Annotated in this window: 6 protein-coding genes; 5 read left to right on the top strand and 1 reads right to left on the bottom strand. The window is 72.6% G+C overall.

The window, feature by feature from the left end:
• Window positions 1–205: 205 nt before the first annotated feature.
• The 5 genes from LV75_RS12595 to LV75_RS12615 all read left to right on the top strand — a co-directional run bounded on the left by LV75_RS12595 (window position 206) and on the right by LV75_RS12615 (window position 14241).
• Complete coding sequence (locus tag LV75_RS12595) at window positions 206–6700, top strand: type I polyketide synthase (protein WP_253887052.1); 6495 nt, start codon at window positions 206–208, stop codon at window positions 6698–6700.
• 5 nt (window positions 6701–6705) lie between these two features.
• The gene (locus LV75_RS12600; RefSeq protein WP_253887053.1) at window positions 6706–11253 is read left to right on the top strand and encodes a type I polyketide synthase; all 4548 of its coding nucleotides are present in this window, start codon (window positions 6706–6708) and stop codon (window positions 11251–11253) included.
• The gene (locus tag LV75_RS12605) at window positions 11246–11557 is read left to right on the top strand and encodes a phosphopantetheine-binding protein (protein ID WP_253887055.1); all 312 of its coding nucleotides are present in this window, start codon (window positions 11246–11248) and stop codon (window positions 11555–11557) included. The genes LV75_RS12600 and LV75_RS12605 overlap by 8 nt, the downstream gene beginning before the upstream one ends.
• Window position 11558: 1 nt before the next feature.
• Window positions 11559–12380 (top strand): alpha/beta fold hydrolase, encoded by an 822-nt coding sequence (locus LV75_RS12610; RefSeq protein ID WP_253887056.1) that lies wholly within the window; start codon window positions 11559–11561, stop codon window positions 12378–12380.
• Between the two features lie 229 nt (window positions 12381–12609).
• The gene (locus LV75_RS12615; RefSeq protein WP_253887057.1) at window positions 12610–14241 is read left to right on the top strand and encodes a glycosyltransferase; all 1632 of its coding nucleotides are present in this window, start codon (window positions 12610–12612) and stop codon (window positions 14239–14241) included.
• A gap of 161 nt (window positions 14242–14402) precedes the next feature.
• On the opposite strand, the gene LV75_RS12620 is transcribed toward LV75_RS12615, so the two are convergent.
• Window positions 14403–16205: an AfsR/SARP family transcriptional regulator gene (locus tag LV75_RS12620; protein ID WP_253887058.1), complete on the bottom strand. Its 1803-nt coding sequence runs from the start codon at window positions 16203–16205 to the stop codon at window positions 14403–14405.
• Window positions 16206–16213: the final 8 nt, after the last annotated feature.

A 16213-nucleotide genomic window follows, 5' to 3' on the forward strand; every position in this document is an offset into this window, starting at 1 on the left:
CGTCGGCCCCTCGACGCTAACACGGCGGCCCGCCGCGGGACCGGTTGCTGAAATCTCGCTCAAGCGGCACTCAAAACGATTCTTGGAAACTGGCGGAGCCGCTGCGGCGCGGGCATTGTCGGCTGGGCAGCCGGTGGGGTGTTCACATTTTCCCGGAAATTGCCGGGGCGCGGGTCGCGCCCGGTCCACGATCGCAGGAGGAACGATGTCCGACGCGCAGGTCGGTGCCCGGTGGCGTGTGCTGGGTCGGGGCCCGTTCGACCTGCCCGACCCGCGGTTGGCCGCCGCGGTGAGCCGGGGCGGCGGCCTGGGGGTGCTCGACCTCGGCGCGGACGCGGCCGAGGTCCTGGCCCGCGCCCGGGTGGTGACCGACCGGGTCGGTGCTCGGGTGCGCGCGGACTGCCCGCTCGGCCCGGCCGAGTTGGCCGCGCACGGCGTGGAACTGGTCGTGCTCGACCCGGGCGCGCCGGTGCGCGAGACCGCCGCACACCTGCCCGTGTTGGTCGAGGTCACCGACGCGGAGCAGGCGCGCGCCGCGGTGGCCGCGGGCGCGCTGGGCGTCATCGCGGTGGGCAGCGAGGCCGCGGGCACGATCGGCGAGTTCACCGCGTTCGTCCTGCTGCAGCGGCTCCTGCCGCTGGGCGCGCCGGTCTGGGTGCGCGGCGGCATCGGCCCGCACACCGCGCTCGGCGCCGTCGCCGCGGGCGCCGCCGGGGTCGTCCTGGACAGCCAGCTCGGCCTCTTCCCCGAGTGCGACCTCCCGGCCGACCTGCGGTCCCGCCTGGCCTCGGCCGACGGCTCGGAGACCGAACCGCGCGCGGGCAGGCGGCTGCTGCGGGGGACCGATCTCCCGCTCGGCGAGGACGCGCACCTGGCCACCGCGTTGGCGGCGCGGTACCCGTCCGCGGCTGATCTCGTGCGCGACCTGGTCCGCGGCATCGACAGCGCGGGCGTGCGGGTCGATCCCGGTGCCCAGGGCGCGCCGCTGTGCCGCACCCTGGGTGTCCGGCACGCGATCGCTCAGGGGCCGATGACCAGGGTCAGTGATCAGCCGGGTTTCGCGCTCGCGGTCGCCGAGCAGGGCGCCATGCCTTACGTCGCGGTGGCCCTCGCCGACGGCCCGCGCACCGCGGACCTGCTGCGCCGCACCGCCGAGGAGCTCGGCGACCGACCGTGGGGCGCGGGCATCCTCGGGTTCGTCCCCGATGACCTGCGCGCCGCCCAACTCGCCGCCGTTCGCGCGGCGCGGCCCCGCAGCGTGCTCATCGCGGGCGGCACACCCGCGCAGGCGGCCGCGCTGGAGGCCGACGGCATCGCCACCTACGTGCACGTCCCGTCGCCGACGTTGCTCGGCCAGTACCTCGACCAAGGTGCCCGCCGGTTCGTCTTCGAGGGCACCGAGTGCGGCGGGCACATCGGGCCGCGCAGCAGCTTCTCCCTGTGGGAGGCCCAGTTGAGCGTGCTCGCCGCGCGCGCGGACGTCGAAGGTGTGGAGATCCTGTTCGCCGGTGGCGTGCACGACGCCGTCTCGGCCGCGGCCGTGGCGGCGATGGCGGCTCCGCAGGCCCGCCGCGGCGTGGGCGTCGGTGTGCTGATGGGCACGGCGTACCTGTTCACCGATGAGGCCGTGCGCCACGGCGCCATCACCGACCGGTACCAGCGCGAGGTCATGGCCGCCGACCGCACCGTCACCGTCCGCACCGCTCCCGGGCACGAGACCCGCTGCCTGCCCACACCGTTCGTGACCCAGTTCGAGACCACCGCCGAGGACCTGGCCGCGCGCGGCGTCGGGGTCCGCGACCGCTGGTTGGCGTTGGAGGAGCTCAACGTCGGCAGGCTGCGCATCGCGACCAAGGGCCTGCGCCGCGACGGCGCCGACCTGGTGGACGTCGACGAGGACGGGCAGTTCGCCGACGGCATGTACATGGTCGGCCAAGCCGCCGTGCTGCGCGGCGACCGCACCGACATCGCGTCCCTGCACCGCGCGGTCACCGACGGTGCCGCCGACCTGCTGCGGGCCCGGCGGAGCCCGACGCGCACCGAGACCCGGGCCGAGCCCGCGCCGGTCGACGTCGCGATCGTGGGCATGGCCTGCGTGTTCCCGGGCTCCGACGACCTGGCCGGGTTCTGGTCCGGCATCCTGCGCGGGCGCGACGACGTCACCGAGGTACCGCCGCAGCGGTGGGACGCGACGCGGTTCTTCCGCGAGGGCGGCGGCGAACCCGGCACCACGCCGTCGAAGTGGGGCGGCTTCCTGCCCCAGGTCCCGTTCGACCCGATGTCGTTCGGCATCCCGCCCGCGTCATTGGGCAGCATCGATCCCGCTCAGCTGCTGTCGCTGGAGATCTCCCGCCGGGCGCTGGCCGACGCGGGCTACCTCGACCGGCCCTTCAACCGCGAGCGGACCGGCGTGATCTTCGGCGCTGAGGCGGGTGGTGACCTGTCCGTCGCCAACGTCGTCCGCGGGGCCCTGCCGTCCTGGCTGGGTGAGCTGCCCGAGGAGCTGGACGACCTGCTGCCGACGCTGACCGAGGACTCGTTCCCCGGCACGCTCACCAACGTCATCTCCGGCCGGGTCGCCAACCGGCTCGACCTCGGCGGCGCCAACTACACCGTGGACGCCGCCTGCGCCTCGTCGCTCGCCGCGCTCGACCTGGCCTGCCGCGACCTCGTGCACGGTGGCGCCGACATGATGCTGTGCGGCGCGGTCGACCTGCACAACGGCATCAACGACTACCTCATGTTCACCTCCGCGGGCGCGCTCTCGCCGACCGGCCGGTGCAAGCCGTTCGACCGCGACAGCGACGGGATCGCCCTCGGTGAGGGCGTGGCCTGCCTGGTCCTCAAACGCCTCGTCGACGCCGAACGCGACGGCGACCGGGTCTACGCGGTGGTCCGGTCGGTCGGCTCGGCCAGCGACGGCCGGTCGCTGGGGCTCACCGCGCCCCGACCCGAGGGGCAACTGCACGCGCTCGAACGGGCCTACGAGGCCGCGAGCGTGTCCCCGGCGGCCGTCGGGCTCGTCGAGGCGCACGGCACCGGCACGGTCGTCGGCGACAGCACGGAACTGGCCACCCTCACCGACTTCTTCACCGCGGCGGGCGCCCAACCGGGGACCTGCGGGCTCGGGTCGGTCAAGAGCCAGGTCGGGCACGCCAAGTGCGCGGCGGGGCTCGCCGGGGTGATCAAGGCGGCGCTGTCGCTGTGGCACGGCGTCCTCCCGCCGACGCTGCACCTGTCCGAGCCGATCGCGGGCTGGGACCGGCAGCGCAGCCCGTTCACCTTCGACACCACCGCCCGGCCGTGGCTCACCCCCCGGGCCGCGCGCGTCGCCGGGGTCAGCGCGTTCGGCTTCGGCGGCACCAACTTCCACGTCGTCATGACGACCGGGCCCGGCGGGCCGCTGGAGCGGCACGCGCTGCGCGACTGGGACGCGGAGCTGTTCCTGCTGCGCTCCACCGACGCCGCGCGGGACCTGCTCGCGCTCACCGCGGACCACCCGCTCACCGACCTGGCCGTCCGGGTGTCCGCATGGCCGGGCGGGTCTCCGGTCCGGCACGCCATCGTCGCCCGCGACACCGTCGAACTCGCCGACGCCCTGCGGGCCGCGATCGACGGCCGGTCGCACCGCGCGCTGGTCACCGCCGAGCCCGACGCCGATCCCGGCAAGGTCGCCTTCCTCATCCCCGGCCAGGGCAGTCAACGCACCGGCATGCTTGCCGGGCTGTTCGTCGCCTTCCCCGACCTGCGCGCGGGTCTGGACTCCCGGGTCGCGGCCGCCGCGTTCCCACCCGCGGCGTTCGACCCGGACGCCGTCGTGGCCCAGGACGCCGCGCTGCGCGACACCCGGATCGCCCAACCCGCCCTCGGCCTGGCCGCCACGGCGGTGGCCGCGTTGCTCGAGCGCGTCGGTGTGCGCCCGGACCTGCTGGGTGGCCACAGCTACGGCGAACTGGTCGCCCTGTCGCTCGCCGGTGCCTTCGACCGCGCGACGCTGCTGCGGCTCAGCGCCCGCCGGGCCGACGCGATCATGTCCGCCGCCCGCGACGACCCGGGCACGATGGCCGCCGTCGGGGCGCCCGTCGAGGAGGTCAAGGCCCTGCTGGGCGACTGGGGACTCGACGGCGACGTGGTCATCGCCAACCACAACGCGCCGGAGCAGGTTGTGCTGTCCGGCCCGACCGAGCGGGTCGTGGCCGCCGTGGACCGGCTGCGCGCCGCGGGCCTGTCGGCCAAGCGGATCCCGGTCGCCTGCGCCTTCCACAGCGCCGTCGTCGCTCCCGCCGCCGAGGAGTTCGCCACCGCGCTCGCCGGTGAGCGGATCCGCCTGCCCGGGTTGCCGGTGTACGCCAACCGGACCGCGGCGGTGTACACGTCCACTTCGGACATCCGGGCCGAGCTGGCGGCGCAGGTGGCGGCCCCGGTCCGCTTCGTCGAGCAGGTGCGCGCCATGCACGCCGCGGGTGCCAGGACCTTCGTCGAGGTCGGCCCCGGGTCGGTGCTCACCGGCCTGGTCGGCGCGATCCTGGCCGACGAGCCGCACACCGCGATCGCCTGCGACCCCGGCGCTCCCGGGCTGCGCGGGGTGCTCACCGCGCTCGCCCGGCTGGCCGCCGCCGGTGTGCCGGTCGACACCGACTGGCTGGTGCGCGGCCGGGGCGCGAGCGGGCCGGTGTCCGCGCCGTGGACGGTCGACGGCCAGCTGGTCCGCCGCGCCGACGGCACCATCCCGCGCGGGGCGCTGGTCCCCGCCAGACGAATCACGAGGTCCCCCATGTCACCGGACACCCCCGCGGTCGCGCGCGACCCCCGCGAGGAGGTCGTCGCCTCCTTCCTGCGGACCAACCGGGAGATCGTCTCCGCGCAGCGCGACGTGCTGCTGGGCTACCTGGGCTATGCCGCTCCCGCGGGCCCGGTCGTCGCCATGGCACCGCCCGCACTGGTGCCCGCGCTCGCCGCGGCCCCGGTCGCCCCCGTGGTGGTCGAGCCGGAGCCGGAGCCGGAGTTGACCGTCGAGGTGCCCGCCGACGTGCTGGCCACCGTGGTCGAGGTGATCAGCGCCCGCACCGGCTACCCGCCGGAGATGATCGACGGCGACCTCGACCTCGAGGCCGACCTGTCCATCGACTCGATCAAGCGCACCGAGATCGCAGGCACGTTGATCGCCAAGCTCGGGGTTGACGCCGAGGGGTCGGTGCACGACGAACTGCACCGCAGGCGCAGCGCGCAGGCCATGGCCAACTGGCTCAATGACCGGCTGGGCCTCGGCGCGGAGGCAGCGCCGCACCCGGTCGCCGGGATCGCGGGCGTGCGACCGAAGCGGTTCCGGTCGCGCGCGGTCCCCACCGTGGCGCTCGCCGTGACCCCTGACCTCACGGGCAGGCGCGTGAGCGTGGTGCATGACCCCGCAGGCGCGGAACACGCGGACGCGGTGCGGGCCATGGCGGTGCGCCTCGGTGCCCAGGTCGACGCCGCGGGGGACAGCCTTGTCCTGCTCACCCCGCTGACGCCCGCCGACGAACCGGTCGCGCCCCGGGTGTTCGCGGCGGTGCGCGACGCAGTGGCGGGCGGGGTGTCGACCATCCTGGTGGTGTCCCCACACGAGGACGGGCAGGCGCCCACGCACGCCGCCGGGCTGCGCGGCCTGGTCCGCTCGGTGTACCAGGAACACCCGACCCTGCTGGTCCGCCTGGTCGAGGTCGCCCCGGACACCGCACCAGCGGCGCTGGCCGACCTGCTCGCCGCCGAGTTCGCCGACCGCGCCGAGTTGCCGGTGGTCCGGCACGCGGGCGGCCAGCGGCTCGCCTTCGACGTGGTCGCGGCCGAGTTGCCCGCCGAGGGGGAGAGCGCGCTCGGGTTCGACCGGGACTCGGTGGTCCTGCTCATCGGCGGCGCCCGGGGCATCACCGCGCGCTGCGCTGCCGCGCTGGCCGCGGCCGCGGGTTGCCACCTGGAACTGGCGGGCCGCACGCCGTGGCCGCCGGAGTCCGCACCGCCGCCGGAACTGGCCACCGCCGACGAGGTGGGGCTGCGCGCCGCCCTCGCCGCCGAGGGCCGTCCGTTCGCCGAGGTGGAGCGCGCGGTGCGGCTGATCCTGGCCCAGCGCGAGGTCTCGGCGACCGTCGCCCAGGTCCGCGCGGTGGGCGGGCGCGTCGACTACCGGTCGGTGGACGTGCGCGACGGCGCGGCGGTGCGGCAACTCGTCAAGGACGTGCACGCCCGCCACGGCAGGCTCGACGGTGTCGTCTACGCCGCCGGGGTGCTCGACGACCGGCTCATGTTGCAGAAGGACGACGCGTCGTTCCACCGGGTGTTCTCGACGAAGGTCGACGGCGCTCGGGCACTGCTCGACGGCCTCGCCGAGGCGGGTGTTCGGCCTGGGGTCACCGTGTTGTTCGGCAGTGTGTCCGGTGTCTTCGGCAACCGGGGACAGGTCGACTACGCCGCGGGCAACGACGCGCTGGAGACGCTGGGCACGGCCTTCGCGGCCAGCACCGGGTGCCGGGTGGTGACCGTCCACTGGGGACCGTGGGCGCCGGTCGGTGAGCACGCGGGCATGGTCTCCGACGACCTGGCCCGCGACCTCGACCGGCGCGGCATCGGCCTGATCGACCCGGACGCGGGCGCCGAAAGCCTGGTGCGCGAGCTGGCCGACGGCGGCCAGGACTCCCGCGCGGTCGTCTACACGGCGTGGGTGTGACCGCGATGAGCGCGCGAGAACCGATCGCGGTCGTCGGGATGGCGGTGATGCTGCCCGGCGCCCCTGACCTCGACACCTACTGGCACAACCTGCGCACCGGCTTTGACGCCATCACCGAGTTCCCGCCCTACCGCCGCGACCCCGAGTTCCACGCGGGTGTGGCTGACCCCAACCTGCCTGTCCCGCCAGACCGCACTTATTGCCACCGCGGCGGGTTTCTCGCACCGTTCACCGTTGACGCTGCCGGGATGGGGATCATGCCCAACGCGGTCAGCACGGTAGAGCCAGAGCAGTTGCTCACCTTGCGCGTGGCCGCTGAAGCGATAGCGGACGCGGGTGGATTGCCGAGTCTCGGTGACCCCAGCCGGATCGGCGTCATCCTGGGGCGCGGGGGATACGCCGGGCCGCGCATGGTGGGTTTCGAACAGCGGGTCCGGACCGTGCGCACGGTTCTGCGCGTGCTCGCCGAGCTGAGCCCCGGTCTGGGCGCGGAGGGGTTGGCCGAGGTGCGGGCGGCGCTGCTGGACCCGCTGGGGCCGATGCAGCCGGAGTCGACGATCAACCTGGTGCCGAACCTGACCGCGTCCCGGGTGGCCAACCGGCTCGACCTGCGCGGTCCCGCGTACACCATCGACGCCGCCTGCGCGTCCTCCCTGCTCGCCGTGGACCAGGCGGTGGGCGAACTGTCCGCCCACCGCTGCGACACGGTCCTGACCGGCGGCGTCTACCACGGCCACGACGACACCTTCTGGTCGGTGTTCAGCCAACTTCGGGCCCTCTCGCCCACCCAACAGATCCGGCCGCTGTCCGCCGACGCCGACGGGCTCCTCATCGGTGAGGGCGCGGGCATCATCGCCCTGCGCCGACTCGCCGACGCCCACCGCGACGGCAACCGCGTCTACGCCGTGATCCGCGGCACCGGTTCGGCCAGCGACGGTCGCACCCAGAGCCTGTTCAACCCCGACACGGCTGGGCAGCGTGCCGCCCTGCTCCGCGCTTGGGGGGCGGCAGGCATCGACCCCGCCGCGCCGGACGCCGTCGGCATGGTCGAGGCCCACAGCACCGGCACTCCAGTCGGAGACGCTGCCGAGTTGACCGCCCTCGCCGAGGTGTTCGGCGCGCCACCCGGCGCCTCGGCGGTGATCGGGTCGGTCAAGTCGATGATCGGCCACACCATGCCCGCGGCGGGCATCGCGGGCCTGGTCAAGTCCGTATTGGCGGTCTACCACGGCGTCCTGCTCCCGACCCTGCACTGCGCCGACCCGAACCCGCTGCTGGAACGCACCCGCTTCCGCACCCTCGACGCGGCGAAACCCTGGGAGGGCGTCGGCCCGCGCCGCGCGGCGGTCAACGCCTTCGGTTTCGGCGGCATCAACGCCCACGTGGTCGTCGAACAGGACACCGCCGCCAAGGTCACGGCTCGCCCCGCTCGGGTTGATGAGGCGGAGCGGGTGCTGTGGTTGGCCGCCGACGAACCCGACGAACTGGGGCGGCTGCTGGATCGAGCCCCAAGTGAGGTTCCCGTGGCCCGTGGCCGGTTCCGGCTCGGGATCGTGGGGCCGACCGAACGCCGCCTGGCCATCGCCCGCCGGGTGCTGGACCGCGCACACGAACCGGGATGGTCCTGGGCCTCGGGCGACGTGTGGTTCACGAGCGCTCCGCTGTTGCGCGAGCCGGGGAGCAAGACGGCGTTCGTGTTCCCGGGCCTGGAAGCCGAGTTCGCCCCCAGGATCGACGACGTCGCGGCCCTGCTCGGCGAGAAGCCCCCGATCCTCGGGACCGACTCCGTCCCGGCGCACGCCGCCGGGGTGGCTGAGGTCGGGATGCTGCTGCACCGGGCGCTCGCCGCGATGCGGGTACGCCCGGACGGCGTCGCCGGTCACAGCGTCGGCGAGTGGACCGCCACGGCGGCCATCGGGATGTCCACCGGCGTGCGCCCCGCGATCGGCCTCCCCATGTCGGACGTGGACTACCTCGCCCTCGGCTGCTCGGTTACCGACGCCGCCGCAGGCATCGCCGACGAACCCGAGGTGGTGGTCTCGCACGACAACGCGCCCCGCCAAACCGTGGTCTGCGGCCCCCGCGCCGCGATCGACCGCCTCGCCGCCCGCTTCCGCGCGGCCGGGGTCATCGCCCGCCCACTACCGTTCGCCACCGGCTTCCACACCCCGATGATGCGCCCGCACCTGGCCCCCTACCTCGCCGCGTTCGCCGCCGCCAAGACCCACCCCACCACGGTGCCGGTCTGGTCGGCCACCACCGCCGACCGCTACCCCGAAGACCCCACCGCCCTGTTCGCCCTCTCGGTCGACTTCCTGCTCCGCCCGGTCCGCTTCCGCGAACTGGTAGACCGAATGCACACCGACGGCTACCGCGTCTTCGTCCACATGGGCCCCGGCCAGGTCGGCTCCTTCATCGCCGACACCCTCGCGGGCAAGCCGCACCTGGTCGTGAACGCGGCCTCCACCATCCGCCCGGGCGTGGCACAGCTACGCAGACTGGCCACCGCCCTCTGGGTAAACGGCGGCAACCCCGACCTGGCCGCGCTGACCCCCACCACAAAGCCCCGCCTAGGGGTGGAGGTCGGAGTCATCGCCCCCAAACTGACCGTCGGAGAATCCGCCCACGGCCTACTAGACCGCGGCACCCGCGAACTCCCCCAAGGACTACCAGCCACCGTCGCCGCCGAACTATCAGCCCTGATCACCGAAACCAACCAAGCCATCCGCACCGTCACCGCCGCCCTAGCCACCCCCCGCCTCCCCAATGCCACCGCCACCCCAGCTTCGACTGCGCGACCAAGCACAACCCAAGCGAGAGATGCGCGACTGGATGATGCGCCCCCGAGTACCGCACAAGCCACCAGTGCGCCGACGAACACCACAGACTCCACGCACTCGAACGACGCCGACCCGATCCCTGCCCAAGCAAGCGACAGGCGACCGGGCACCACGGTCACGAGCATCGCGCAATCGAGCAGCGCACGACCGGCCGACGTCGACCCGAGTGCTGCGCGAGCAAGCGAAGTGCGAGTCGGCGATGCAAGGACAGGCACCGCGCGAGCGGGCAATGAAGACCCGAGAACCGGGCAGGTGAGTGACAAGCGAGCTGGCATTGCGCGACCGGGCGAACCGGGCGATGCGCGACCGGGCGATACGTGGAGGGGTGCGGCGCGCGAGAGTGGTGCGCGGACGGGCGCCACGCGGCCAGGTGAACCGGGAACCGCGCAAGAGAGCGCTGCGCGCCCGAGCGATATCCCACCGAATGGTGCTCACCCGGGCGCTGCGCAACTGGGCGTCGTGCGATCAGGCGATGGCCGAGCAGCGGGTAATGCGGGCATGGGCGATGTCCCAGGGGTTGCCGCGCGGGGGAGTGCTGTGCGGACGAGCAGGGTGTTGGTGTCGGTTGAGCGGATGCCCTACCTGCGTGGCCACCGGTTCTTCCGGCAGCGCGCGGACTGGCCGGACGAGGCTGATTATCGTCCGGTTGTTCCTGCCACCACGTTGGTGGAGTGGGCTTGCCGTGCGGTGGAGCGGGAGTGGCCGGGCGAGTTGGCTGTCGTCGTGCGGGATGTTCGGTTTTCTCGGTGGATGATCGCCGCACCCGCGCAGGAGTTGGAGATCCGGCTCGAGCGCTCGGCGGCCACCGTGGCTGTTCATATCGGCGAGTGCGCCGCGATGAGCGTCGAGCTGGCTGCTGCTTACCCGCCTGCCAGCGAGCGGGCAGCCGATCCCGGCCCACCGGTGGGGCAGGTACTGACCCCGCTGGAGATCTACGGTGCCAGGCAGATGTTCCACGGGCCCCAGTTCCAGGGCCTGACCGAGGTCGCCGCGCACGCGGCCGACCGCGTGTCCAGCCGGATCACCGTCCGGCCCGCGCCCGGGTTTGTGCTGGACAACGTCGGCCAGGCGGTCGCCTGTTGGCTGCAGACCCGTGCTGACCGCGGCGTTCTCGCGTTCCCGGTGCGCATCACCGAGATCACCTTCCACGGCCCGCCCGCGCCTTTGGGTGCCGAGGTCGACTGCGTCATCGACGCTCGCATTCCCGACGACACCGCGCTCGAGATGGACGCCGAGGTCCGGCACGGTGACCGCGTGTGGGCCCGGATCACCGGCTGGCAGGACATCCGCCTCGATTGCGACCACGCCGACCACGCGGTCTACGCCTTCCCCCGGGACAACCCCATGTCCCGGCCGCTGGCCGACGGCTGGTGGCTCGCCGAGGACCGCTGGCGCAGCCTGGCGGCGCGCGAGGTCTTCGCGGGCGTCTACCTGAACGCCCACGAACGCGCCGAGTACGCCGTCGTGCCGCCCCGCGAGCAGCGGACCTGGCTGCTCGGCCGGATCGCCGCCAAGGACGCCGTGCGCGGCTGGCTGACCGAGCGCGGCGCCGCGCCGTTGTTCCCGGCCGAGGTCCTGGTCACCGGGGACGGCGACCGACCCTCGGTGCGCGGGCACCACGGCCGGACCCTGCCGGAGCTGCGCGTGGTGCTCGTACCCAGTGGCACCGCCGCGGTGTCCGCCCGAGTGGAGAGGACCACCGCAGATGCCTGACACGACCACCCCGCCCACCGTCGACCCGGTCGCGGTGTTCGACGGCGTCGTCGAGCTCATCGGCGGCCTGGTCGGCGACGACCTGGACATCCTGGGGGTTGAGGTGCGTGCGGACACCGCCTTTCACGAGGACTTGGGATTGGAGAGCGTCGACCTGGTCACCCTGGGTGTCTTGCTCGCCCAGCGGTTCGGCCCACGGGTCAACCTGGCCGAGCACCTGGCCGAGTTCGACCTCGACGACGTGATCGGCCTGACCGTCGGCCAGATCGCCGACTACGTCACCGACCGCTTGGCGGCGGGCTGAGATGCCGGAACTGAAGGTCAACGGGCTGCGCACGAACTACCAACTGCTGCCCGGCACCGCCGGGGCGGATCCGTGGCTGGCGAACGAGACCGTGGTGTTCATCCACGGCATGGGCACCGACAGCCTCGCCAGCTTCTACCTGACCCTGGCCCCACCGGTCGCCGCCGCGGGCATCGACGTGATCAGCTACGACCTGCGCGGCCACGGCCGCTCAGAACGCCCGGTCAGCGGCTACACCCTGCCCGACTTCGTCGCCGATCTCGACGAGCTGCTGCACGCCCTCGCCGCGACCCACCCGGTGCACCTGGTGGGCAACAGCTTCGGCGGCACCATCGCCTACAGCTACGCGGCCGCGCACCCGAACCGAGTGCGCAGCGTGGTGTCCATCGAGTCCGAACCCCCCACCGACAGCTGGGCGCGGAAGATGGCGGGGATCCTGGCCGCCACCACCCAACTGCTGGAGGTCGAGGAGAACTACGAGTGGATCGAGGCCACCTTCGGTGCCCACCACCGCCGCCTGGCCCGCCTCGCGGGCACCCGCTTCACCTCGACCACCATGGCCGACGAGGTCGCCACCGGCGCCATGATGACGGCAGCCGACGTCGCCGCGATCACCTGCCCGGTCCTGTCGATCCTGGGCCGCCACGGCTACCAGTCCGACGACCTGGACGTGGTGACCGCGCTGATGCCGCGCGCCGAGGTGTTCGTGTTCGACGACCAGGGCCATTCCGTCCTGGTCGAACGCCACCGGGCGGTCCGCGGCCTCCTCGTCGATTGGATTCGCAAGCACGCCGCGGCACCCGACCAGCCCGTGTCGCCTTGACCGCACTCACCCGCTCAGCGCCGACGCCTGCTGGCCCGCCGGACGTGCGGTGTCCCGTGAGCAGGGGCACGGGTGGATACCGCGGGGGTGGGTGGGGTACAGGCAGCGGGAATCGGGTCGGTGGGCTGGTGGTGGACATGGTTCCTCGCTCGGGGTGAATCGGATGGCCGGATTGCAGTGGGCGGTGGAGAGATGCAGTGGGCGGCGGAGAGATGAGGAGAGCGGGCGGATGAGTCGGTTGCTGTTCGTGGTGCCACCGTTGGCAGGCCACGTGAACCCCCTGGCCGGAGTGGCCGCGGCGGCGGTGGAGCGCGGACACGAGGTCGCCTGGGTCGGTCCCTGCCCGGTGGTGCGGGACCTGGTCGGCGGGCGGGTTTACCCGGCCGGGTCCTATGTGGAGCGCCGCCCACCCGGGTTGCGGGCGTACGCGGCGTTGCGGTTCCTGTGGGCGGAGTTCTTGGTGCCGCTCGCCGACGCGATGGTTCCCGGCGTGCGAGCGGCGGTGGCGGACTTCGACCCCGATGTTCTCGTGGTCGATCAGCAGGCCTTCGCCGGTGCGCTGGTGGCGCAGGAGGTCGGGCTGCCGTGGGTGACCTCGGCCAGCACCTCGGCCGAGTTGGCCGACCCGCTGGCAGGCCTGCCCCGCGTCGCCGAGTGGGTGCGCGAGCAGCAACGCGGACTGCGGATGCGCCACGGCGTCGAGGGTGATGACGACCTGAGGTTCTCGCCGTATTCGGTTGTGGTGTTCAGCACCGTGGAACTCGCGGGCGAGCCCGCGGTCGCGGTGGCCGACCCGCACTTCGTGGGCCCCTCACTGGCCGCGCGCCGACCAGTGGAGTTCCCGTGGGCGCGGCTGCGGCCGAACGCCCAGCTCGTGTTGGTGACCCTGGGCACCACCAACTCCGAGGCGGGCGGCCGATTTCTCGCCGAGTGCGCGCTGGCGCTCTCCACCCTGTCGAAGGGCCCCGACCTGGTAGTACACTCCGACCAGCCGAAGAACTCCAGTGCTTGGAAGAACTCTGACCTGTCGGAGAACTCCGCTGAACCGAGGCACTCCGACTTGTCGACGGCCTCTGGAGGACTCAAGGTCGCTGGCGCGCTGAAGGGCTCCAGGTCGCCTGGGTACATCAGCTCACCGGTGGACTTCAGTCCGCCCAAGTTTTCCGGTCTCTCGATGGATACCGGCGCGTTCAAGGACTCTGGTCTGACGGGTGATTCCAGCCCGCCGGTGGGCTCGAGCCCATGGAGACATTCAGGCTTGTCGACGGACTTCGGCGAGATCCAGGATCGTGGTCCGGTGCAGGACGCTGGCTTGCCCGAGCGCTTGAGCCCACAGAAGGGCCCCAACTCACCGGGGGGTGTCGGGGGACCGAAGGGATCTGGTCGGGGGGAGGACCTCGACTCGTCTGTGGTGGCTGGGTTCCCCGATCTGCAGGGTGTTGTGGTGGATCCCGGTGGGTGCCTCTCCGCCGGAGGGGATGTTGTTGTGGTTGCTTCGGCACCGGTTCTTGATCTCCTTCCGTACGCGGCCGTGGTGGTGTGCCATGGTGGTCACAACACTGTGTGCGAGGCGCTGGCCCATGGGGTGCCGCTGGTGGTCGCGCCGATTCGTGACGACCAGCCTGTGCTTGCTGATCAGGTGGTTGCGGCGGGGGCGGGTGTGCGGCTGCGGTTCGATCACGCGCGGGCGGCTGATATCGCTGCCGCGGTGCGCGCGGTCGTCACCGAACCTGTCTTCGCGATGGCGGCTCGCCGGGTGCGGGGGTCCTTCGAGCGCGCTGGTGGTGCCCGCGCGGTGGTCGCGCACCTCGAAGAACTGGCGTCCGGTGCCGAAGTGGTGCGTCCGACGAGTCGATGGTGAGTCGGTTCGCGGCGTGATAGTGCTGGTGCATAACGGTTTCCTCCGGCCCGTGGGTTTGCCTTCACCTTCCACGGTAGGCAGGTCGGAGGACCCTGTCACTAACACGATGGCGTGGGGATAGCCGTTTGACGGGTGGCCGATCCTCCGCTAGGCGAAGGAGATCACGTCGACGCGGCTCGTCGGGGCTCCGTGCGCCAGCCGAGCGAATCGCCGCATGTGGACCGGGCTGCCAAGGTCCGCACGGCACGCAGGTATAGCGGTTCTACGCGATACCTGACCGGTGCGTCGGGTCGGGAGCGTGCCATTTGGTCGGCCAGTCGAACCCGGGTGAGCTGCTCCAGTAGTGCCACCGCGTCCGCGAGCGGCAGCGAGAGGGCCCGGCTCACCCACTCCGCCGTGATCATGTCCGGCCGGTCTTCCCGGTGCGCCAATCGAACCAAAGGCGCCCACCGCAGCCGATCCACGCCCGCCACCGCACGAGACACACTCGCTGTTAGGTCCAACCGTCCTGCGGTGACAGGTAGGTCCGAGCCCATCCGCTGCGCCAGGCGCGCAAGAGACCAGTGCGGACGGAACCGGACAACCTCGCCCAAAATCGCAGCGACCAAAGGCAGTCCACCGCAACGACTCACCAAAGCCTCCGCGGCTGCGGGTTCGCGGTCGACTCTAGGGCGGCCAACCCGAGAGGCGAACAAGGCCACTAGGTCCTCTGTTGTCAGCCGAGGCAGCTCTACCGCCACCGGCGTCAGGTGCCGTGACGCACACCCCAGCAAGACAGCGCTCCCCGCGGAGGCAGGTGTCAACGCAGGTAGGTCCAACTCGCTTACGTTGTCCAACACCACTAGCAGCCTGGTATCCCTCGTATAGCGGTGGAACAACCGAGACCGTGCCGCCAAACCCTCGGGCACAGCAGCCCCCGGACGCAACGCGCGCAGGAAACCACCTAGCACGTCGGCAGCGCTGTGCGAACCCAAGTCCCCCAGCAGCCGCCCGTCGGGAAACGCCGAGCGGGTCTCTTCAGCTACCCGCGCACAGAACGTCGTCGTCCCCACCCCGGGCGATCCGACTACCGCCAGCACGGTCGGTGATGCCCCAGTTAGCTCTGCCTTGGCGAATTCCACCTGCGCGCTATGGCCGACGACATCGCCAACCGGCAAGACCTGCTCGGGTCGGTCATGGCGGGGTCCGTGCAACTGCCGCACAGCGGCGACCGATCGCGGCGGCTCATCGCGCAGCGCCCGCTCGAACGCCGACTGCAACGCCTGCCCCGGCTCCAACCCGGACCTTCTGGCCAACCGCTCGCGCACGTCGTGGAACAGGTCCGTCGCCCGGGCGCGTTGTCCCACGACGGCGAAACCCAGCAGCAGCGAGGCATAGAGCTGCTCGTGCCGGGGATCCTCCCGCACCACGCGGTCGACCTGCGCGAGCACCGCGTCCGGGCGGCCCAGGTCGAGTTGGACCCGCAGGTACCGCTCCAGCACCCCCACCCGCACCAGGTCCAGCCGCGCCTTCGCCAGCCGCAGCACCGGACCCAGCGACACGTCGGAGAGCACCTCACCCCGGCACAGGTCCACCGCAAGCCCGAGCACGTCCGCCGCCGAGGCCCGGTCCCCGACGCGCAGGTGCGCCTCGGCGGTGTCGCGCAGCCGCAGCAGGTGTTCGGCGTCGAGGTAGTCCGCCGCGCCCAGGTCGAGCCGGTAGCCCACCTTCGGCGTGTGCGCGCACACCTCCGCGGCGCCGAGCAGCTTGCGCAGCTGGGACACGTAGGTCTGCACGATCCGCGCGCGCTTGGTCGACTGCGGTTCCGACCACAGCTCGTCGGTGATCGTCTCGTGCCGCACCACGGCGCCCGGGTTGGCCGCCAGCAGCGCCAGCAGCCCGCGCAACTTGGGTTGCGACGGGGTGACGGGCGTGCCGTGCAAGCTGGCGCGCAACGCGCCGACGATCTCTATCCGGATGGTCATGGTGATCC

Origin of the sequence: Actinokineospora diospyrosa (genome assembly GCF_024171925.1) — a bacterium.
Lineage (GTDB): Bacteria > Actinomycetota > Actinomycetes > Mycobacteriales > Pseudonocardiaceae > Actinokineospora > Actinokineospora diospyrosa.

Coding starts and splice junctions, on each gene's coding strand:
- LV75_RS12595 (WP_253887052.1), top strand. CDS start 206: ATGTCCGACGCGCAGGTCGGTGCCCGGTGGCGTGTGCTGGGTCGGGGC.
- LV75_RS12600 (WP_253887053.1), top strand. CDS start 6,706: ATGAGCGCGCGAGAACCGATCGCGGTCGTCGGGATGGCGGTGATGCTG.
- LV75_RS12605 (WP_253887055.1), top strand. CDS start 11,246: ATGCCTGACACGACCACCCCGCCCACCGTCGACCCGGTCGCGGTGTTC.
- LV75_RS12610 (WP_253887056.1), top strand. CDS start 11,559: ATGCCGGAACTGAAGGTCAACGGGCTGCGCACGAACTACCAACTGCTG.
- LV75_RS12615 (WP_253887057.1), top strand. CDS start 12,610: ATGAGTCGGTTGCTGTTCGTGGTGCCACCGTTGGCAGGCCACGTGAAC.
- LV75_RS12620 (WP_253887058.1), bottom strand. CDS start 16,205: ATGACCATCCGGATAGAGATCGTCGGCGCGTTGCGCGCCAGCTTGCAC.